This window comes from Streptomyces sp. NRRL F-5755 (genome assembly GCF_001279365.1).
GTDB classification, from domain to species: Bacteria; Actinomycetota; Actinomycetes; order Streptomycetales; family Streptomycetaceae; genus Streptomyces; species Streptomyces rimosus.
In genome coordinates, this window is record NZ_LGCW01000252.1 from 1 (window position 1) to 20449 (window position 20449).

Annotated in this window: 16 protein-coding genes; 5 read left to right on the plus strand and 11 right to left on the minus strand. The window is 70.4% G+C overall.

Going from position 1 to position 20449, the window contains the following annotated elements:
- Positions 1-375 precede the first annotated feature (375 nt).
- From ADK86_RS19535 to thyX, 3 genes are all read right to left on the minus strand, one after another.
- Positions 376-2061, minus strand: coding sequence for a ribonuclease J (locus ADK86_RS19535; protein ID WP_030599949.1), 1686 nt, complete (start codon positions 2059-2061; stop codon positions 376-378).
- 113 nt (positions 2062-2174) lie between these two features.
- Entirely contained in the window at positions 2175-3074 is a 900-nt protein-coding gene (gene dapA / locus ADK86_RS19540; protein ID WP_053697712.1) for a 4-hydroxy-tetrahydrodipicolinate synthase, read from the minus strand.
- A 236-nt stretch (positions 3075-3310) separates the two neighbouring features.
- Positions 3311-4069 (minus strand): FAD-dependent thymidylate synthase, encoded by a 759-nt coding sequence (gene thyX / locus ADK86_RS19545; protein WP_053697713.1) that lies wholly within the window; start codon positions 4067-4069, stop codon positions 3311-3313.
- Positions 4070-4303: 234 nt separating this feature from the next.
- Between thyX and ADK86_RS19550 the strand changes: the two genes are divergently transcribed.
- Both ADK86_RS19550 and ADK86_RS19555 read left to right on the plus strand, forming a co-directional pair.
- A complete protein-coding gene (locus ADK86_RS19550) occupies positions 4304-4543 on the plus strand; it encodes a hypothetical protein (RefSeq protein ID WP_003982657.1) in 240 nt (79 codons plus the stop codon).
- A 126-nt stretch (positions 4544-4669) separates the two neighbouring features.
- Positions 4670-5221 (plus strand): PH domain-containing protein, encoded by a 552-nt coding sequence (locus ADK86_RS19555; RefSeq protein WP_053697714.1) that lies wholly within the window; start codon positions 4670-4672, stop codon positions 5219-5221.
- A gap of 123 nt (positions 5222-5344) precedes the next feature.
- On the opposite strand, the gene ADK86_RS19560 is transcribed toward ADK86_RS19555, so the two are convergent.
- The 6 genes from ADK86_RS19560 to eccD all read right to left on the minus strand — a co-directional run bounded on the left by ADK86_RS19560 (position 5345) and on the right by eccD (position 12470).
- A complete protein-coding gene (locus ADK86_RS19560; RefSeq protein WP_053697715.1) occupies positions 5345-5797 on the minus strand; it encodes a tetratricopeptide repeat protein in 453 nt (150 codons plus the stop codon).
- Positions 5798-5809: 12 nt separating this feature from the next.
- Positions 5810-6562: a 4-hydroxy-tetrahydrodipicolinate reductase gene (dapB, locus tag ADK86_RS19565; RefSeq protein WP_053697716.1), complete on the minus strand. Its 753-nt coding sequence runs from the start codon at positions 6560-6562 to the stop codon at positions 5810-5812.
- A gap of 48 nt (positions 6563-6610) precedes the next feature.
- The gene (locus tag ADK86_RS19570) at positions 6611-7990 is read right to left on the minus strand and encodes a M16 family metallopeptidase (RefSeq protein ID WP_053697717.1); all 1380 of its coding nucleotides are present in this window, start codon (positions 7988-7990) and stop codon (positions 6611-6613) included.
- Positions 7987-10197: a polyribonucleotide nucleotidyltransferase gene (locus ADK86_RS19575; RefSeq protein ID WP_053697718.1), complete on the minus strand. Its 2211-nt coding sequence runs from the start codon at positions 10195-10197 to the stop codon at positions 7987-7989. The genes ADK86_RS19570 and ADK86_RS19575 overlap by 4 nt, the downstream gene beginning before the upstream one ends.
- A 300-nt stretch (positions 10198-10497) precedes the next feature.
- Positions 10498-10785 (minus strand): 30S ribosomal protein S15, encoded by a 288-nt coding sequence (gene rpsO, locus ADK86_RS19580; protein ID WP_030414166.1) that lies wholly within the window; start codon positions 10783-10785, stop codon positions 10498-10500.
- 212 nt (positions 10786-10997) lie between these two features.
- Positions 10998-12470 carry a type VII secretion integral membrane protein EccD gene (gene eccD / locus ADK86_RS19585; RefSeq protein WP_053697719.1) on the minus strand — a complete coding sequence of 491 codons (1473 nt, stop codon included), beginning with the start codon at positions 12468-12470 and terminating at the stop codon, positions 10998-11000.
- 281 nt (positions 12471-12751) lie between these two features.
- On the opposite strand from eccD, the gene eccCa reads away from it, so the two are divergent.
- Entirely contained in the window at positions 12752-16708 is a 3957-nt protein-coding gene (gene eccCa / locus ADK86_RS19590; RefSeq protein ID WP_053697720.1) for a type VII secretion protein EccCa, read from the plus strand.
- A 305-nt stretch (positions 16709-17013) separates the two neighbouring features.
- Here the strand turns inward: eccCa and ADK86_RS19595 are convergent, their stop codons facing one another.
- Positions 17014-17832 carry a WXG100 family type VII secretion target gene (locus tag ADK86_RS19595; protein ID WP_053697721.1) on the minus strand — a complete coding sequence of 273 codons (819 nt, stop codon included), beginning with the start codon at positions 17830-17832 and terminating at the stop codon, positions 17014-17016.
- Positions 17829-18137 (minus strand): hypothetical protein, encoded by a 309-nt coding sequence (locus ADK86_RS19600; RefSeq protein WP_053697722.1) that lies wholly within the window; start codon positions 18135-18137, stop codon positions 17829-17831. Before ADK86_RS19600 ends, ADK86_RS19595 begins: the two co-directional genes overlap by 4 nt.
- Positions 18138-18410: 273 nt before the next feature.
- Between ADK86_RS19600 and ADK86_RS19605 the strand changes: the two genes are divergently transcribed.
- Positions 18411-18836 (plus strand): hypothetical protein, encoded by a 426-nt coding sequence (locus tag ADK86_RS19605; protein WP_234345935.1) that lies wholly within the window; start codon positions 18411-18413, stop codon positions 18834-18836.
- 313 nt (positions 18837-19149) lie between these two features.
- A complete protein-coding gene (locus ADK86_RS43195; RefSeq protein WP_159393895.1) occupies positions 19150-20433 on the plus strand; it encodes a collagen-like triple helix repeat-containing protein in 1284 nt (427 codons plus the stop codon).
- Positions 20434-20449 lie beyond the last annotated feature (16 nt).

Genomic DNA, 20449 nt, shown 5'->3' on the forward strand with positions numbered 1-20449 from the left:
CGCGGTCCTGATTTCCGCCGGTGCGTTTCGGCCTTTCGGCTTCTGCGCGGTTCCAACCTTACCAGATCCGTTCGGCGTTTCCGCTTTCCGTTTCCGGCTTTTCCGACTCTATCAGATTCGATTCGCAGTCCGTTTCCGGATCGATTTCGTTTCCGATTCCCCGTCGGCGGGGTTTTGCCTTTCGGCTGATTCCGACTTTATCAGATTGCTCCGGGCCGGAATTCCGCACCGGTCGGGACCGGTCGGGTCCCCGCCGGACGCGTTGACGTACCGGGGTTCCCCTTCGAGCGGAGCCGTAAACGTACTGGAGCGGGGCGCCCGGATGCAAATCCGGTTGCCCCGCTCACCGTACGGGTGTACGCGCGCCGGTGAGGGTCAGACCTCGACGACGACCGGAAGGATCATCGGGCGCCGGCGGAAGTTGTCGGAGACCCACTTGCCGACCGCGCGGCGGACCAGCTGCTGGAGCTGGTGGGGCTCCGCCACGCCGTCCTGCGCGGCCTTCGCCAGGGACTCGTCGATCTTGGGGATCACGGCGGCGAAGTCCGAGTCGTCGATGCCGGAGCCGCGGGCCTGGATGTGCGGACCGCCGACGATCTTGCCCGTACTGGAGTCCACGACCAGGAACACCGAGATGATGCCCTCGTCGCCGAGGATGCGGCGGTCCTTGAGGGAGGACTCGGTGACATCGCCGACCGAGAGGCCGTCGACGTACACGTACCCCGCATGGACCTTGCCGACGATCTTGGCGACGCCGTCGACCAGGTCGACGACCACACCGTCCTCGGCGATGACGATCCGGTCCTTGGGCACGCCGGTCAGCGCGCCCAGCTCGGCGTTGGCGCGCAGATGGCGCCATTCGCCGTGCACCGGCATGAGGTTTTTCGGCTTGCAGATGTTGTAGAAGTACAGCAGCTCGCCGGCCGAGGCGTGGCCCGAGACGTGCACCTTGGCGTTGCCCTTGTGGACGACGTTGGCGCCCCAGCGGGTCAGGCCGTTGATCACCCGGTAGACCGCGTTCTCGTTGCCGGGGATGAGCGACGACGCCAGGATCACCGTGTCGCCCTGGACGATGCGGATCTGGTGGTCGCGGTTGGCCATCCGGGACAGCGCCGCCATCGGCTCGCCCTGGGAGCCCGTGCAGACCAGCACGATCTCGTCGTCCGGCAGGTCGTCGAGGGTCTTGACGTCGACGACGAGCCCGGCCGGAACCTTCAGGTATCCCAGGTCGCGGGCGATGCCCATGTTGCGGACCATGGAGCGGCCGACGAAGGCGACCCGGCGGCCGTACTCGTGCGCCGCGTCGAGGATCTGCTGGATGCGGTGCACATGGCTGGCGAAGCTGGCCACGATGATGCGCTTCTGCGCGCTCGCGAAGACCGTGCGCAGCACGTTGGAGATGTCGCGCTCGGGCGGTACGAAGCCCGGGACCTCGGCGTTCGTGGAGTCCGACAGCAGGAGGTCGATGCCCTCCTCGCCGAGCTTCGCGAACGTCGGCAGGTCGGTCAGGCGACGGTCCAGCGGGAGCTGGTCCATCTTGAAGTCGCCGGTGTGCACGACCATGCCCGCGGGGGTGCGGATCGCGACCGCGAGGGCGTCCGGGATGGAGTGGTTGACCGCGACGAATTCGCAGTCGAAGGGGCCGAGGGCCTCCCGGTCGCCTTCCTTGACCTCCAGCGTGTACGGCCGGATGCGGTGCTCCTGGAGCTTGGCCTCGATGAGGGCGAGGGTCAGCTTGGAGCCGATCAGCGGGATGTCCGGCTTCTCGCGCAGCAGGTAGGGGACGCCGCCGATGTGGTCCTCGTGGCCGTGCGTGAGCACGATGCCGTCGATGTCGTCGAGGCGGTCCCGGATGGACGAGAAGTCCGGCAGGATCAGGTCGATTCCGGGCTGCTCCTCCTCCGGGAAAAGCACTCCGCAGTCGACGATCAGCAGCCGGCCTCCGTACTCGAAGACCGTCATGTTGCGGCCGATCTCGCCCAGGCCGCCGAGGGGGGTGACGCGCAGGCCGCCCTTGGGGAGCTTCGGCGGCGCGCCGAGCTCAGGATGCGGATGACTCAAAAGACTCTCCTCACCACACGCGCCACGTCGCCCTGGGGCACACGTGGCGCGCATGACATTCGTGCACTTGCGGTTTGGCGGTTGTTTTCCGTATTCAGTTGTGAAGTCTGTGACTACAGATGTACCCCGCCGGCGGCGAGATCGCGCTTGAGCTGCTCCGTCTCGTCCGGGGACAGCTCCACGAGCGGCAGGCGCAGCGGACCGGCCGGCAGGCCCTGGAGTCCGAGCGCGGCCTTGGTCGTGATGACGCCCTGGGTGCGGAACATGCCGGTGAAGACCGGCAGCAGCTTCTGGTGGATCTCGGTGGCCTTGGTGACGTCACCGTGCAGATGGGCGTCGAGCAGCGCGCGCAGCTCCGGGGTGACGACATGACCCACGACCGAGACGAAGCCGACGGCACCTACGGACAGCAGCGGGAGGTTGAGCATGTCGTCGCCGCTGTACCAGGCGAGGCCGGAGCGGGCGATGGCCCAGCTGGCGCGGCCGAGGTCGCCCTTGGCGTCCTTGTTGGCGACGATGCGCGGGTGCTCGGCCAGGCGCACCATCGTCTCGGTGTTGATCGGGACGCCGCTGCGGCCGGGGATGTCGTAGAGCATGACCGGCAGGTCGGTGGCGTCCGCGATGGCGGTGAAGTGCCGGAAGAGACCTTCCTGCGGGGGCTTGCTGTAGTACGGCGTCACGGCGAGCAGGCCGTGCGCGCCGGCGTCGCGCGCGGCGCGGGCCAGCTCCAGGCTGTGGTCGGTGTCGTTGGTGCCGGCTCCGGCAACGACGAAGGCCCGGTCTCCGACCGCGTCCACCACGGCCCGGACCAGCTGGGCTTTTTCCGCATCGCTGGTGGTCGGGGACTCGCCGGTGGTGCCGTTGACGACGAGACCGTCGTTGCCGGAGTCCACCAGGTGCGCGGCGAGCTGCTGCGCGCCGTCGAGATCGAGAGCGCCATCCGCCGTGAACGGCGTGACCATGGCGGTCAGCACCCGCCCGAAGGGGGTCTGCGGTGTGGAAGTCGGAGCCATGGGTCCCACGCTACTCGTAGCGCACCTCGGGTCGCGCCCCTGGGGAGCCGGGATGTGGACTCCGGCACTGCTTGCTCGGGGGTTCAAGCAGTGCCGGGTCCGTTTCTTCAGCGTAGATGAACTTCTCAAAATGCCGCAATACGGACACTTGGTACGTCTGTGCGGTCCGGTACGGCTCCGGCGGACGGCGGCCGTCCCGCACAGCGGTCCGGCGGGCCGCCGCGGGGACCGGTGCCTTACGGGGCGATACGGCCGTTGGCGTTGAACGCGGCGTAAGTGAGCGGCATCAGGCGCGCCCAGTGGGCCTCCATCTGCTCGCCGACCATCTCGATCTCGCGCTGCGGGAAGGACGGCACGGCCGCCAGCTCGTGCTGCGTGCGCAGCCCCAGGAAGTGCATGAGCGAACGGGCGTTGCACGTCGCGTACATGGAGGAGAACAGGCCCACGGGCAGGACCGAGCGGGCGACCTCGCGGGCCACACCGGCGGCCAGCATCTCCTGGTATGCAGCGTACGCCTGGCGGTAGGAGTCCTCCATGGTCTTGGTGGTCAGCGCGTGCTGCTCGGGGGTGCCCTCGACGAACTCGTACTTGCCGGGGCGGCCCTGCTGGACCAGCTTGCGCGACTCGGAGGGGACGTAGAACGTCGGCTCCAGCTGGCGGTAGCGGCCGGACTCCTCGTTGTACGACCAGCCGACGCGGTGCCGCATGAACTCGCGGAAGACGAAGATCGGCGCGCTGATGAAGAAGGTCATCGAGTTGTGCTCGAAGGGGCTGCCGTGCCGGTCCCGCATCAGGAAGTTGATCAGGCCCTTGGAGCGCTCGGGGTCCTTCTGCAGCTCCTCCAGCGACTGCTCGCCGGCGGTGGAGACGCGGGCCGCCCACAGCACGTCGCTGTCCGCGGCGCTGTGCTTGACCAGCTCGACCGTCACCTCGCTCCGGAAGCTCGGGGCCGTGCTTTCGGAGCTTTCGACGCTCTCGGCGGGGGTAGGGGACACCAGCGGTTCCTTCCGTTCATTCCACGTGGCGCGCCCCAGCCTACGGCCCGCCACCGACAGTCCAGGGATTGCGGCGGGATACCGCGTAACGTACAAAAACGGACACTGTTCCGTCCGGCTCGAACCGCGCGCGATATTTTTCACAGAAGTTGCGGAAAACGGGCACCAAACGGACGCGACAGTCGTCTAACCCTGTGACAGTGCCCACTTCGAGGTTCCAAGGAGAGCCCGCTCATGTTCCGCCGGCGAGAGCCCGTGCCGTTCGCCTTCGTCGCCGAGGCCGACCGGTTCCGCAGCAATGTCGCGCCCCCGCCCCGAGAACGCGTCAGTCGTGCCCAGCTCGCGGGCCGCTCACTGATCGGCCTGACGGTCGTCGGCGGTCTCGCCGGCGCCCTGCTGTTCGGCGTTCCGGCTCTCCAGCAGGAGACCGCCGGTGTCGGCACCCACCAGTCCGAGGCGGCGCACGGCCGCTGATCCGGCCGGGCGGTCCACGCATGCACGTCGCGCGTGCCGCCCGGCACGAAGTGGTTCCGGCACGTAAGTCCCGATAACCTCACCGGTCACAGCCTTCGTCCGCGTGCCCTGGAGTGAGGACCCGCCGTGCCCCTGACCTTCCTGACGGCCGACCGCGACCTCGACGACCAGGCCGTCGATGCGGCACCGCTGCCCCATGCGGGGCCCGACCACTGGCGCCGTCCCTATCGTCCGGGCCCCGGGCGGGTGGGGACGGCGGCTCTGTTTCTGCTGCTGGCCTCGTTCGTCCTGCTGTCCGCCGTGATCATCGTCGCCGCGGGCGCGCTGCCCGCCGCCGCGGTCTGCACCGGTGTCGCGCTTGTGATCATCGCGCTGGCGGTGCGCTTCCTGCGGGTGGGCGTGTGGGTCAGCGCCCACGGCCTGCGGCAGGTGGAGCTGCTGCGCACCACGACGCTGCGCTGGAGCGAGGTGGCCGCCGTCCGTACCGTCCAGCGCCCGGTGCGCTGGCTGGGGCTGCCGCGGACGGTGCAGGGCCAGGCGCTGGTCGTCGAGCGGCGGGGCGGCGCCGCGCTGCGTACGCTCGTCACGGATCACAACGGGGACTTCATGGGGCGGCCCGAGGCGTTCGAGCGGGCCGCTGACGTGCTGGAGGCGTGGGCGGCGGAGTACTGCCGGTAGACGCGCGCCGGGGCCGGTCCCTGGCTCGGAACCGGCCCCCGGCCGACGGTCACGCCCGCACGCCTCGGGCCGCGCCTGTACGCCCCAGGCCGCACCCGTACGCCCCGGGCCGCGCCGTACGCCTCAGGCCCGTACCGGCTTGCCGTCGTGCAGCGCGATGGCCCGCTGCATCGCCTTGCGGGCCCGCGGTGTGTCCCGGGCGTCGTGGTAGGCGACCGCCAGCCGGAACCAGGCGCGCCAGTCGTCCGGCGCCTGCTCGGTCTCGGCGCGCCGCCGGTCGAAGACCTCGTCGGCGGAGTCCCGGTCGATACGGCCGCCCGGGGTGCGCTTCAGCTCGTCGACCGGCAGCCCGCCCTCGGCCTCCAGTTCGCGCGCCAGGCGGCCGGCCTTGCGCGCGAACTGGGTGGTGTGCCAGAGAAACCACAGCCCGATGAACGGCAGGATCAGGACGGCCACGCCGAACGCGACGGTCAGCACGGTGCCCTGCTCGATGAGCAGGACGCCGCGGCTGCCGACGAGGACGAAGTAGACGACCAGGACCGCCGCGAGGACGCAGTAGGTGATCTTTGCTCGCACCGTCGTGCCCCGTCAGTCCAGGTCGAGGAAGTTCTCCAGGCCCACGGTCAGGCCGGGAGTGGCCACCACGCGGCGCGCGCCGAGCAGGATGCCCGGCATGAAGCTGCTGTGGTGGAGCGAGTCGTGGCGGATGGTGAGGGTCTCCCCCACCCCGCCGAGCAGCACCTCCTGGTGGGCCAGGAGGCCGCGCAGCCGTACGGAGTGCACGGGGACGCCGTCCACGTCCGCGCCCCGTGCGCCGTCCAGCGCGCTGCTCGTGGCGTCCGGCTGCGGCGGGCAGTCCGCGGCGGCGCGGGCCTCGGCGATCAGCTTGGCCGTACGGGCCGCGGTGCCCGAGGGCGCGTCGGCCTTGTTCGGGTGGTGCAGCTCGATGACCTCGGCCGACTCGAAGAACCGGGCCGCCTGCTGGGCGAACCGCATGGTCAGCACCGCGCCGATGGAGAAGTTCGGGGCGATGAGCACGCCCGTACGGGGCGACGCGTCGAGCCACCCGCGCAGCCGCGCCAGGCGCTCGTCGGTCCAGCCCGTGGTGCCGACGACGCCGTGGATGCCGTTTTGGACGCAGAACTCCAGGTTGTCCATGACCGCGTCGGGGTGGGTCAGCTCGACCGCCACCTGCGCCCCGGCCCCGGTCAGGGTCTCCAGCGAGTCGCCCCGCCCGAGGGCGGCGACCAGCTCCATGTCCTCGGCGGCCTCGACCGCCCGTACGGCCTCGGAGCCGATGCGCCCCTTGGCACCGATGACCGCCACGCGCAGCTTGCTCATCGTTTCCCGCTCTCTTCCTCTTCGCCCTGGTACGCCTGATAAGGCAGGTCAGGCGACCGCGTCCTGCAGCCGCTGCGCCTGCCGGTCCTTCAGCGGGCCGATCACGGACAGCGAGGGACGCTGCCCCAGTACATCGCGTGCCAGCTCCCGGACCTCGTCCGGGGTGACCGCCGCTATCCGCGCCAGCATGTCGTCGACCGACATCTGGGCGCCCCAGCACAGCTCGCTCTTGCCGATGCGGTTCATCAGCGCGCCGGTGTCCTCCAGGCCCAGGACCGTCGAACCGCGCAGCTGTCCTATCGCGCGGCGGATCTCGTCGTCGGTCAGGCCCTCGGACGCCACCTGGTCGAGCTGGTCGCGGCAGATCTTCAGTACGTCGTCGACCTGGCTGGGGCGGCAGCCCGCGTACACGCCGAACAGGCCGCAGTCGGCGTAGCCGGAGGTGTACGAGTACACGCTGTAGGCCAGGCCGCGCTTCTCCCGTACCTCCTGGAAGAGGCGGGAGCTCATGCCGCCGCCGAGGGCCGTGTTCAGCACGCCCATCGCCCAGCGGCGCTCGTCGGTGCGGGCCAGGCCCGGCACGCCGAGGATCACATGGGCCTGCTCGGACTTGCGGTTGAGCAGTTCCACGCGGCCGGCCGTACGGATCCTGCGGGAGCCGTCGCGCGGGGCCGTCGGGGTGGCGTCCGTACGGTCGAGGGCGCCGGCCTTCTCGAAGGCGGCGCGCACCATGCGGACGACCTTGGCGTGGTCGACGTTGCCGGCGGCGGCGACGACCAGGCGGGTCGGGTCGTAGTGCTTCTTGTAGAAGCGGCGGATGCGCTCGGGGGTGAGGGCGTTGACCGTGTCCACGGAGCCGAGGACGGGGCGGCCGAGGGGGGTGTCGCCGAGCATGGTGTGCGCGAACAGGTCGTGCACGCAGTCGCCCGGGTCGTCCTCGGTCATGGCGATCTCTTCGAGGATCACGCCGCGCTCGGCCTCGACGTCCTCCGGCTCGATGAGCGAGCCGGTCAGCATGTCGCAGACCACGTCGATGGCGAGCGGCAGGTCGGTGTCCAGCACCCGCGCGTAGTAGCAGGTGTACTCCTTCGCCGTGAAGGCGTTCATCTCGCCGCCGACCTCGTCGATGGCGGCGGAGATGTCCAGCGCGCTGCGCTTCCTGGTGCCCTTGAAGAGCAGGTGCTCCAGGTAGTGGGTGGCGCCGTTCAGCGAAGGGGTCTCGTCGCGGGAGCCGACGTGCGCCCAGATGCCGAAGGTCACGGAGCGTACGGAGGGCAGGGTCTCGGTGACCACGCGCAGGCCGCCGGGCAGGACCGTCTTGCGGACCGTACCGGCGCCGGCGGTGCCCTTGAGAAGCGTTTGGGTACGGGCGACGGCCCGCCCCTCCGAAGAGGTGCGGGCCGTCGTCCGTGAGCTACGGGACGTCACTTGGCGGCGTCGTCCTTCGCCTCGTCCTCGCCCTCGATGACCGGGGCCAGCGACAGCTTGCCGCGCTGGTCGATCTCGGCGATCTCCACCTGGACCTTGGCGCCCACGGCGAGCACGTCCTCGACGTTCTCGACGCGCTTGCCGCCGGCCAGCTTGCGGATCTGCGAGATGTGCAGCAGACCGTCCTTGCCCGGGAGCAGGGAGACGAACGCACCGAAGGTGGTGGTCTTGACGACCGTGCCCAGGTAGCGCTCGCCGACCTCCGGCATGGTCGGGTTGGCGATGCCGTTGATCGTGGCGCGGGCGGCCTCGGCGGCCGGGCCGTCGGCGGCACCGATGTAGATGGTGCCGTCGTCCTCGATCGTGATGTCGGCGCCGGTGTCCTCCTGGATCTGGTTGATCATCTTGCCCTTGGGGCCGATGACCTCACCGATCTTGTCCACCGGGATCTTGACGGTGATGATGCGCGGCGCGTTCGGGGACATCTCGTCCGGAACGTCGATCGCCTCGTTCATCACGTCCAGGATGTGCAGACGCGCGTCGCGGGCCTGCTTGAGGGCCGCGGCCAGCACGGACGCCGGGATGCCGTCCAGCTTGGTGTCCAGCTGCAGGGCGGTGACGAACTGCTTCGTACCGGCGACCTTGAAGTCCATGTCGCCGAACGCGTCCTCCGCACCGAGGATGTCGGTGAGGGTGACGTAGTGGGTCTTGCCCTCGATCTCCTGGGAGATCAGGCCCATGGCGATACCGGCGACCGGGGCCTTCAGGGGCACACCGGCGTTCAGCAGCGACATGGTGGAGGCGCAGACCGAGCCCATGGAGGTGGAGCCGTTGGAGCCGAGCGCCTCGGAGACCTGGCGGATGGCGTACGGGAACTCCTCGCGGGTCGGCAGCACCGGCACCAGCGCGCGCTCGGCGAGCGCGCCGTGGCCGATCTCGCGGCGCTTGGGCGAGCCCACGCGGCCGGTCTCACCGGTGGAGTACGGCGGGAAGTTGTAGTTGTGCATGTAGCGCTTGCGGGTCACCGGGGAGAGGGTGTCCAGCTGCTGCTCCATGCGGAGCATGTTCAGGGTGGTGACGCCCAGGATCTGGGTCTCGCCACGCTCGAACAGGGCCGAGCCGTGCACCCGCGGGATGGCCTCGACCTCGGCGGCGAGCGTACGGATGTCCGTCACGCCACGGCCGTCGATGCGGACCTTCTCCTTGATGACGCGCTCGCGCACCAGGGTCTTGGTCAGCGCGCGGTAGGCGGCGGAGATCTCCTTCTCGCGGCCCTCGAACTCCGGCAACAGCTTCTCGGCGGCCAGCGCCTTGACGCGGTCGAGCTCGGCCTCGCGCTCCTGCTTGCCGGCGATGGTCAGGGCCTGGGCCAGCTCGCCCTTGACGGCCTTGGTCAGCGCCTCCAGGACGTCGTCCTGGAAGTCGAGGAAGATCGGGAACTCGCCGACCGGCTTCGCGGCCTTGGCGGCCAGGTCCGACTGGGCCCGGCACAGCACCTTGATGAAGGGCTTGGCGGCCTCCAGACCGGCGGCGACGACCTCCTCGGTGGGGGCCTCGGCGCCGTCCTTGACCAGCTGGATGGTCTTCTCGGTGGCCTCCGCCTCGACCATCATGATCGCGACGTCGCCGTCCGGCAGGACGCGGCCGGCCACGACCATGTCGAAGACGGCGTCCTCCAGCTCGCTGTGGGTCGGGAACGCCACCCACTGGCCGTTGATCAGGGCGACGCGGGTGCCGCCGATCGGGCCGGAGAAGGGCAGGCCGGCCAGCTGCGTGGAGCAGGAGGCGGCGTTGATGGCGACCACGTCGTAGAGGTGGTCGGGGTTGAGCGCCATGATCGTCTCGACGATCTGGATCTCGTTGCGCAGGCCCTTCTTGAAGGAGGGGCGCAGCGGCCGGTCGATCAGGCGGCAGGTGAGGATCGCGTCCTCGGAGGGCCGGCCCTCACGGCGGAAGAAGGAGCCGGGGATCTTCCCGGCGGCGTACATCCGCTCCTCGACGTCCACGGTCAGCGGGAAGAAGTCCAGCTGGTCCTTGGGGTTCTTCGAAGCGGTGGTGGCCGACAGCACCATGGTGTCGTCGTCCAGGTACGCGACGGCGGAGCCGGCGGCCTGCTTGGCCAGGCGGCCCGTCTCGAAGCGGATGGTGCGGGTGCCGAAGGAGCCGTTGTCGATGACGGCCTCGGCGTAGTGGGTCTCGTTCTCCACCAGGGATATCTCCTCGTCTGCGTCCGCCGCCCGTGTGGCGGCGGACCTTCGTCGGTGGAGCGCCGGAATTGCGGGCCGGTCTTCGATCGAAGCACCCGGATACGGGGCCGCGCGGTCGTCCGCGTGCCATCCGGGGGCCACTACCGAGGACCGGCGGCTGAAGGGCGCCCCACCTCGTTCGCTATGGCGTTATGGGACCAGACTACAAAGCCCGGGTCCACCGAGCAGTGGACCGGACGTCCGGTGCGTACGGCAAAGGGAGCGGCCCCCGGGTGTGGGAACCGCTCCCTTCACGTCGTCTTACTTGGCGCCCGCCGCGCCGCGGCGGATGCCCAGGCGCTCGACCAGCGCGCGGAAGCGCGTGATGTCCTTCTTCGCCAGGTACTGCAGCAGGCGGCGGCGCTGGCCGACGAGCAGCAGCAGACCACGGCGGGAGTGGTGGTCGTGCTTGTGGGTCTTCAGGTGCTCGGTCAGGTCCGAGATGCGGCGGGAGAGCAGCGCGACCTGGACCTCGGGGGAGCCGGTGTCGCCCTCCTTGGTGGCGAACTCGGCCATGATCTGCTTCTTCGTGGCGGCGTCGAGCGACACGCGTACTCCTTGGGGTGTTCCGGGCCTGCGAGCGCCCCTGGATCGTCTTCACAGGGAATCTTCGATTACTCGGTCTAGGCCATCACACAGAGTACCAGCTGCAGAGCGGCCCCCTGACCGTTCGGTCAGGGGGCCGTGCGGACGAGTGACCCCGCGTGGTGCGGGTGTCATCCGTACGAGGAGCTTTTCCGGGCCCCTACGAGAGTACGGGGCTACGAGGAACTGGTCAGGCCGCGCACGGTGCCGTACACGTCCAGTACCGCCAGGCACAGCGGCACCAGCGACAGCAGGACGACGCCGTCGAAGATGTCGAAGACGCGGCCCCAGAAGGGGGTGACGCCCTTCTTCGGGACGACCAGGCCCACACCGACCAGGACGGCGGCACCGGCCGCGATGCTGGCGGAGAACCAGACCGTACGGATGTTGAGCGGCCCGGAGTCACCGAAGCGCGCGAGGTCGGCGAGGATGTCGACCGGCGGGTGCAGCGAGATGCCCAGGATGAGCAGCACGACCGTCAGGATGCCGGCCACCGTCAGGCAGGCGACCTGCGCGGTGTAGTCGAAGAGCCGGGCACGCAGCATGATCGTGATGCCGGCGGCCAGCGCGAGCAGCTGCGCCCAGACGTTGTCGGAGAAGCCGAGGACGACGCCCGCCGCGCCGACGACCAGGGCGGAGCAGCCCGCGACCAGGCCGAGCAGCAGTTCGTGGCCGCGCTTGGCCTGGTTGCCGATCTTGATGAAGTCGACCGACTCGGTCATCGCGTCCTGGTCGCCGTCGTGCGGGCCCTTGGCGATCTGGTCGGGGGACTTGTAGCCGATGGGCAGCCGGGCGAAGCGCGAGGACAGACTGGGGAGCCAGGCGACGACGGCGATGGCGACGACGGCGGTGACCGCGGCGACCTCGCGCGGCTCGGCCTCGGTGAGGATGGACGCGAAGACCGCGAGGGTGCCGATGCTGGCCAGGAAGGCGGCGGCCACGAAAGGCGCGTCGCCGCGCGGCAGCAGCACCACCAGGAGGACGGACGCGATCAGTACGGTCACGCAGCCGACCAGGAACTGCAGGCGCCCCGGGCCCTCGCCGTCGGCCACCGGCATGATGCCGGAGCCGGCGAGCAGCAGGTGCGGCAGCGCGGCCAGGCTCAGCGCGATGGAGGAGGCGTGGTCGTCGTAGACCCGGGCCCGTACGCCGGACAGGGCGACCAGGACGATGCCGGTGACACCCGCGATGATGCCGGGCAGGCGGTGCATGTCGCGGTCGACCGGGTTCGAGAACCACAGCGCGAACGCCATCATGACGAGCAGCAGTACGCCGGCGGTGAGGCCGACGATGTTCATCAGGTCGTCGCTCCAGCGGTTGCGGTTGCGCTTGACCGCGGAGGCGACGGCGTCCGAGACGTCGTCGAAGACGGGCAGCGGCAGCGATTCGGCGAACGGCCGCAGCAGGAGCAGGTCGCCGTCGAGGATGCGCTGCTGCGCGAGGGACTGGCCGGCGTCCAGGACCGTGCCGTCCCGGCGCACCAGGTGGTAACCGGTGGGGGCGCCCTCCGCCTGGGACTGGCCGGAGAGCCGCAGGATCTCCGGATAAATATCGACGAGTGCGACATCCTCGGGCAGTGCCACGTCGATCCGTGCGTCCGGCGCGGCGACTGTGACCCGGCAGAAGCCGGTGCCTGTAGTCGTGCTCACCTGGCGGTTCCCCCTATCCGTTGGGCAGTTTGTCGCGTGCGTGCCTTATATATAGGGGCGCCGCCACCGTGCCTTATATATCGGGACGTCGTTACGGGGCCTTGGGCGCGCTCGCGAGGCGTCAGCGTACCCCCCAATTAGGCCGCCGCCCCACCCGCCCCGGCACTTGACCGTTAACAGTAGGATCAACGCCTGCGTCGGGCCATGTACTTGGTCCGGGGGACCGTCGAACCAACGGGGGCGGTCCGAGACTGCGAGATGCATGAAGGACTGATGCCTCGGTGAGCGTTGTCATCGTCAAGCGCCCGCCCCGCGCGCTTCCACCCGAAATCCCCAGTGAGGAGTTGACGCTCGAAGCTCCCCCGGAGCTGCCTCGCGAGGGCGAGGACAACATGCTGATGAACCTGATGCCGATGATGGGCATGGCGGGTTCGGCGGGATTCTTGTTCATGGGCACCCAGCCGTTCATGAAGATCATGGGCGGCGTGATGGTGGTTTCCACCCTCGCGATGGCTATTGTCCAGATCGTCAAGGCCCGGCAAGGGCCTTCCGGGCAAATGCTCCAGGAGCGTCAGGATTACCTCAAATACCTGGCGCAGAAGCGAAAGGAAGTACGGCGCACCGCACGCAAACAGCGTGACGCGCAGCTTTTCGTCCATCCCGATCCGGGCCAATTGTGGTCGATCGTGGCCGAGGGCAAACGCGTTTGGGAACGCCGGGCTTCGGATGCCGACTTCGCACAGGTACGGATGGGACTCGGCCCGCAGCAGCTGGCGACGCCCCTGAAGGCCCCGGAGACCGCGCCGGTCGACGAGCTGGAACCGCTCACCGCGCACGCGATGAAGGAATTCCTCGACAAGCACGGGCATTTGGACTCGCTGCCGCTCGCGGTCTCGCTGCGCGCCTTCTACCACCTGACGATCTCGGGCGATCCGGACACCGTGTACGGCTCCGCGCGCGCCATCGTCGCGCAGCTGTGCACGCTGCACTCGCCGGAGGACCTGGTGGTGGCCGTGGTGGCCGCGCCGGGCGCGCAGGCCGAGTGGGAGTGGACCAAGTGGCTGCCGCACGTCCAGGACAAGACCACCGACGGCGCCGGCACCCGGCGGCTGGTGGTCGGTGACCTCGGCGAGATCGAGGAACTGCTGGCCGACGAGCTGGAGGGCCGCGGCCGGTTCAACCCGCAGGGCACGCCGGTCACCGACACCCCGCACGTCGTGGTCGTGCTGGACGCCGGTGACGTGCCGGTGGACTCGGTGATCGCCGGGGCCGAGGGCCTGCAGGGCGTGACGATCCTGGAGATCGTGCCGGGCGAGCTGGACGAGATCCGCGGCGGCCTGGCCGTACAGGTGTGGCCGGGCAAGCTGGTGCTGGAGTCGGCGAGCGGCGCGGTCTACAACGGCACCGTGGACACCCTGTCGGTCGCCGAGGCGGAGTCGCTGGCGCGCCAGCTCGCGCCGCTGCGGGCCGGTTCGGGCGCCGACGGCGAGGAGCCGCTGCTGTCCAACCTGGACTTCACGGACCTGATGAACATCGGCGACGCCGGTGCGGTGGACGTCTCGCGCACCTGGCGCCCGCGCACGCTGCACGAGCGGCTGCGCGTGCCGATCGGTGTCGACCGGGACGGCCAGCCCGTCATGCTGGACATCAAGGAGGCGTCGCAGGAGGGCATGGGGCCGCACGGCCTGTGCGTCGGCGCGACCGGTTCCGGCAAGTCCGAGGTGCTGCGCACCCTGGTGCTCGCGCTGGCGGTCACCCACTCCTCGGAGACGCTCAACTTCATCCTCGCGGACTTCAAGGGCGGCGCCACCTTCACCGGTATGTCCGACATGCCGCACGTGGCGGCGGTCATCACCAACCTGGCCGACGACGTCAGCCTGATCGACCGCATGCGCGACTCGATCACCGGTGAGCTGCAGCGCCGTCAGGAGCTGCTGCGCTCGGCGGGCAACTACGCCAACATCACCGACTACGAGAAGGCCCGCGCGGCCGGCGCCCCGCTGGACCCGCTGCCCTCGCTGGTGATGGTGCTCGACGAGTTCTCCGAGCTGCTGACCGCCAAGCCGGACTTCATCGACATGTTCATCCAGATCGGCCGGATCGGCCGTTCGATGGGTGTGCACATGCTGCTCGCCTCGCAGCGCCTGGAAGAGGGCAAGCTGCGCGGCCTGGACACGTTCCTGTCGTACCGGCTGGGTCTGCGGACGTTCTCCGCGGCCGAGTCCCGTACGGCGATCGGCGTCCCGGACGCCTACCACCTGCCCAACGTTCCGGGTTCCGGCATCCTGAAGTACGACACCGAAACGATGGTGCAGTTCAAGGCCGCGTACGTCTCCGGCCCGTACCGCGGGCCCGGGGCCACCGGAGGCGGCGGGGGCGGCCGGACGAACCGGATGCCGGTGCCGTTCACCGCGTCGCCGGTGCTGGCGCCGATCGTCGAGGAGATCGTCGCCGAGGAGCCGTCGCTCGCCGACCAGCAGGACGACGCGCTCGCCGACACCGTCCTGGACGTGATCGTCCAGCGGATGCAGGGCCAGGGTCCGCCGGCGCACCAGGTGTGGCTGCCGCCGCTGGACGAGTCCCCCACCGTCAACCAGCTGCTGCCGGCGCTCGCGGTCACGCCCGAGCGGGGCGTGCACGCCCCGGAGTACACGGCGCTCGGCAAGCTGGTCGTGCCGGTCGCGCTCGTGGACAAGCCGTTCGAGCAGCGGCGCGACGTGATGTACCTGGACTTCTCCGCGGGCGCCGGTCACGGCCTGGTCGTCGGTGGTCCGCAGTCCGGCAAGTCGACGCTGATCCGGTCCGCCATGGCGGGCTTCGCGCTCACCCACACCCCGGCCGAGGTGCAGTTCTACTGCCTCGACTTCGGTGGCGGCGGCATGCTGGCCATGGAGGAGCTGCCGCACGTCGGCGGAGTCGCCTCCCGCCTGGACGCCGAGAAGGTGCGCCGTACGGTCGCCGAGGTCGTCGGCATCCTCAACGAGCGCGAGGAGTTCTTCCGCGCGAACAGCATCGACTCCATGGGGACGTACCGCCAGCGGCGCGCCGCCGGTTCCTACCCGGACCAGAAGTGGGGCGACGTCTTCCTCATCATCGACGGCTGGGGCACGTTCAAGACCGACTACGAACAGCTCGACCCGGTCATCCTGGACATCGCCAGCCGCGGTCTGGGCTTCGGCATCCACCTGATCCTCGGCGCCTCCCGGTACACCGAGGTGCGGCCGGCGCTGCGCGACCAGCTGCTCAACCGCGTCGAGCTGCGGCTCGGCGACCCGATGGAGTCGGAGTTCGACCGCAAGCGCGCGGAGAACGTGCCGATGGGCCGGCCGGGCCGTGGCCTGTCCCCGGAGAAGCTCGACTACCTGGCCGCGCTGCCGCGTATCGACGGCAACTGCGAGCCGGAGAGCCTCAGCGAGGGCATGGCGCACCTGGTGGCCACCGTCAAGGAGCACTGGCAGGGCGAGCCCGCCCCGAAGGTGCGGATGCTGCCGACGCTGCTCCCGGCGAGCGACCTGCCCAAGGGCGGCGACTACCCGGAGCACGGCATCGCGATCGGTGTCGACGAAACCACGCTGTCCCCGGCGTTCGTCGACTTCGAGACCGACCCGCTGCTGGTCATCTACGGCGAGAGCGAGTCCGGCAAGTCCTCGCTGCTGCGTCTGATCGCCAAGCAGATCTCGGAGCGCTACTCCTCCGACAAGGCGCTCATGGTGGTCTCCGACTACCGGCGCGCGCTGCTCGGTGAGATCCCCGAGAGCCACATGTACAAGTACTGCGCCGCGGGACCGCAGCTCCAGGAGGTCATCACCGGGCTCGCCGGTTCCCTGGGCCGCCGGATGCCGGGGCCGGACGTCACGCCGGAGCAGCTGCGCAACCGCAGCTGGTACGACCTGCCGGACGCGTTCGTGATCGTGGACGACTACGACCTGGTGGCGACCAGCAGCGGCAACCCGCTGCAGCCGCTGCTGGAGTACCTGCCGTTCGCCCGCGACCTGGGCCTGCGCCTGATCCTGGCGCGCAGCTCGTCGGGTGCGGGACGGTCCTCGTTCGAGCCGGTGATGCAGCGTACGAAGGAGCTGGGCGCCCAGGGCCTGATCCTTTCGGGCGACCCGGGCGAGGGTCCGCTGATGGGCAACATCAAGGCGACCAGCCTGACGCCGGGCCGCGCGCAGTTCATCACGCGCAAGCGCGGGGCCCAGCTGGTGCAGACCGGGTGGCTGCCGACGAACAGCGGCTGACGGGGGCATGGGGCGGCTGGACGGGCCGCCCCGTGCACGAAAGACGGTGGGGCGCCTCTCCTTCGGGAGGGGCGCCCCACCGGCGTTCCGGGGCCGCTACGGGGCCGGGTGACGGCGCAGAGCGGATGGCTGACGGGGGCGTGGGGCGGGATGGACGGGGCGCCCCACGCGCAAAGCCTGACGGAGACGTGAGGCGGCTGCACGGGCCGCCCCACGCGCAAAGGACGATGCGCCGCCTCTCCCTCGGGGGGGCGCCCCACCGCCGTTGCAGGGCCGCTACAGGCCCGGGTGACGGCGCGCCGGGCTCAGCCGAAGGCGCCGTGGCGGCGGACGTCGGGTTCCTTGGCCGCCTTGTCGGGCTGTTTGCCGGCGTCGCCCCCGGGGGCGGGCTGCGGGGCGTCCGTAGCCTTGCCCGCCGCTCCGGTTCCGCTGGGCTTCTCGCCGGAAGCCTTGGTGGGCTTGACGCCCGGAGCTGCCGGATCGGCAGGGGCCGCGGACCCGGCCGGCTTGGCCGCCGTCCCCGGCGTGGCGCCGGAGGCGCCCTCGTCGGCCGCGGGCTCTCCCGTACGTACGCCCTTGGCCACGCCCGCGCCGCCCCGTGCGCTCTTCGCGTCACCGTCCCGCGGCGGGCCGAAGGGGTCGGGCCCCGCGGGCGCGTGGGAGGTCTCCCACCGGGCCGTGACTGGGGGCCGCTGCCCCTGGCCGCCGCCCTTGCCGCCCTTACCGCGGAAGGCGCCGCCGAGCGACGTGGCGAGCTGGCCCAGGGCCATGAAGCCGTACGCGGTCTGCGTACCGGACGACTGGGCGCCGTCGTCCTGAGAAGGAGCCGGCGCGGACTCGTGAGCGCCGGAGCCCGCGCCCGCGTGCGCCTCCTTGTCCTGGGAGGCGGCGTTCTCCAGGTCGGCGGCGGCCAGTTCGAAGACCGGCAGCGTCTCGTCGACGGACCGCTTGAGGCGGTGCCACTCCGCCGCGAACGCCTCGCCCGCCGGCCCCTGCCAATTGGCCGCCGCGGCCTCGCCCACGTGCCGGTCCAGGCCCCGTACGAGGCCGTCCAAGTGCTTGCCCATGTCCCGCCAGCCCGCCGCCGCCTCGTGCAGGGCCTGGGGGTTGCGCCGCTCGGTCACCGGACCTCCCGGATCGTCTCGACCAGCTCCGTCTCGGCCGCGTCGGTGGCCACGGCAGTCTCCCTGATGCCGCCGGCCACCTCCGCCAGCCGCTCCCGCAACTGTTCGAGGGCGCGCTCGGCCTGCTCGTACAGCTCCAGGTACGGACCGGCCGCCGCCCGCGAGCCGAACCCGTCGCTCAGCGCCTCGGCGTCGGTGCGCCGTCTGAAAGCGGTCAGCTGCCGGCCCAGGTCGTCCGCGGATATCTCGAACTGCGTACCGAGCTTGTGCAGCTCCCCGGTACTGATCCGGACCTCGTCTGACATCTTTTCTCCCCGAATTGTTTGGCGCAGCTCGAATGACGCGGCTCGAATGGCGCGGCGACCTGCCGGACAAGGCCCCAGGTCTAGCACACCCGATAGCGGCCGACCGCCGCGGCCGAAGCGGCGGGACGGCGGCACGGTGGAAGGAAAAAGGGACCAATATCCCGCAATGCCAACAACCCTCCTTGACGAGCCGTTCGGATCCGTCATTAGACTCTTGACGCCGGTGCAGCACACGCGGTTGCTGTACCACCGAGTTCACCGGGGGCAGAAGACATGAGCGGTATGAGCGGCGCGGGCAATGAGCGGCAGATCCAGGAAGAGGATCTGATGGACGTGGCCCAGGATCGCGAGCAGGCGCACCGGCTGCGCAAGGCCCTGCAGACGCTGGCCACCAACCCCAATGTCGGCGGAAAGCTCCAGGAGATGGCCCAGGAGGTGCTCTCCGGGCGGATCGGCATGAAGGACGCCATCCAGTCCGAGGAGTACATGGGCGCGATCGGCGACCGCATGAACGAAATGCGGCGGGCGGCCGAGAACCAGACCCAGGCCGAGCGGGAGGCGTCCCGCGAGCAGTTCGCGAAGTGGCAGAAGGAGCAGGAGGAACAGGAGGCCCGGGAGCGCGCCGAGCGCGACGGGCCCTCGGGCGCCATCGTGACCGGACGGCGGGGCGGCCGGGGCGGCACCAGCCACCGCAACTGAGCGGCGGTTCCCGGCTGTTCAAAGCCGGGCGCGCGTCTTTTCGCTCCCGTGCACGGCGGACCGTACGCCATGCACGGGATTCCTCTCGGGTACGGGCCTGCGGCACCTTCGACGGCTTCGGCCCCGATTCACACCTTGTATTCCCGCTCGTCCGCCGCCCGGCCGACGATTGATCACGTACGCCGGTATCCGATCGACTCTGAACGGCACTTGCCGGTTCGCATCGAGTTCTCGACCGGCATTGCTATCGTGCGCGGTCGCGTGCCGGAGAAGCGCACGCGGGAGAGAGCGGAGCAAAATGCCACAAATTCGGGTGCTCAGTAAGGGCGCGCGGATCACGGCGGGCGCCTTGTGCCTGCTTTTCCTTCTGCACACCCTGTACTGGCTGGGACACGATCTTGTATCGACCGGTCCTGGCCTCCTGTGGAATTTGTGGACCGGCGGCACTTCGGTGGGCGGCGGCCGTGGTCCGGGTTCCGGTGGCCTTACGGACGACGGCTATCCGGTCTCGACTCCGTACGAGGTGGGTCTCGCCCTGGTGCAGGGAGCCGCCGTGGTCACCGCGTTCGCCGGGAGGCGGGTGGCCGGCGGCCTGCTGGCGGTGGCGACGGTGCTGACGCTCTCCCTGCGCGTACAGGCCATCGTCAGCACCGGCAGCCACACCTCGACCAACCGCTGGTTCATCGGCCTGGAGGGCGGCTACAGCAGCGACTCGACCCTCGGGGCAGTCTTCCTCTCCTCGGGTGCGCTGGTGCCGCTGACGCTCATCGCGGCCGTCGTGCTGCTGGCCGGCATGCGCACCTGGCCGCGGCCCGGCGCGGACGCCGGTCCGCCTCCGACGCGCCCCGCCGCGCCGGCGGGCCCCGTGTCCGCCATCGCGCTGGGCGCGTCCGCGCTGCTCTGGCTGATCTGGATCTGTTATGTCATGGCGCAGGCCCTCGGCAGCGGGGACGGAGTCCCGCTGGACGTCATATTCACCGGCCGTGGCCTGCTCGTCGGCTTGCTGGGACTGGCGCCCGGCTGGGCCTGGGCGACCTTCCTGCCGCTGGCCGCGGTCGGCGCACTGCTGGCCGCCACCCGCCGGGTCTCCGCGCGCGGCTTCGCCATCGGCACGGCGCTGGTGGTGCTGCCGGTCAGCTTCCTGAGCATGTGCGCCTACCTCCGTACGGGAACGCTCTTCGACCTGGGTGACCTCGCGCCCTTCGGGGCACTGCTGAGCCGGGCGCAGATGCTGGTGCATCTGGCCGGTTCGATCGCGGTGCTCGCGCTGATGGGGCGGCGCGGCGAGCCGGCCCAGCCGGGAATGCCCGGGATGCCGGGTGCGGGCCTGCCGGGCTACGCGGTGCCCGGGGCGCCGGGGTTCATGGGTGCTCCCGCGTACGGGAATCCGGGCGGGCCGGTGCCTGGTGCGCCGGGGCCTGGCGCACCGATGCCCGGCGCACCAGGGCCTGGTGGATACGGCGGGTACCAGCAGCCTCCGATCGGCCCGGCGCCAGGCGGCTACCCGGGGCCCGCAGGACCTCCGCCCGCAGGCCCTCCGGCACCCGGCGGGTATCCGCCGCCGCAGGGCGGTTTCGGTCCGCCGCCCACCGGCTGACCTGGGGCTCCGCGGG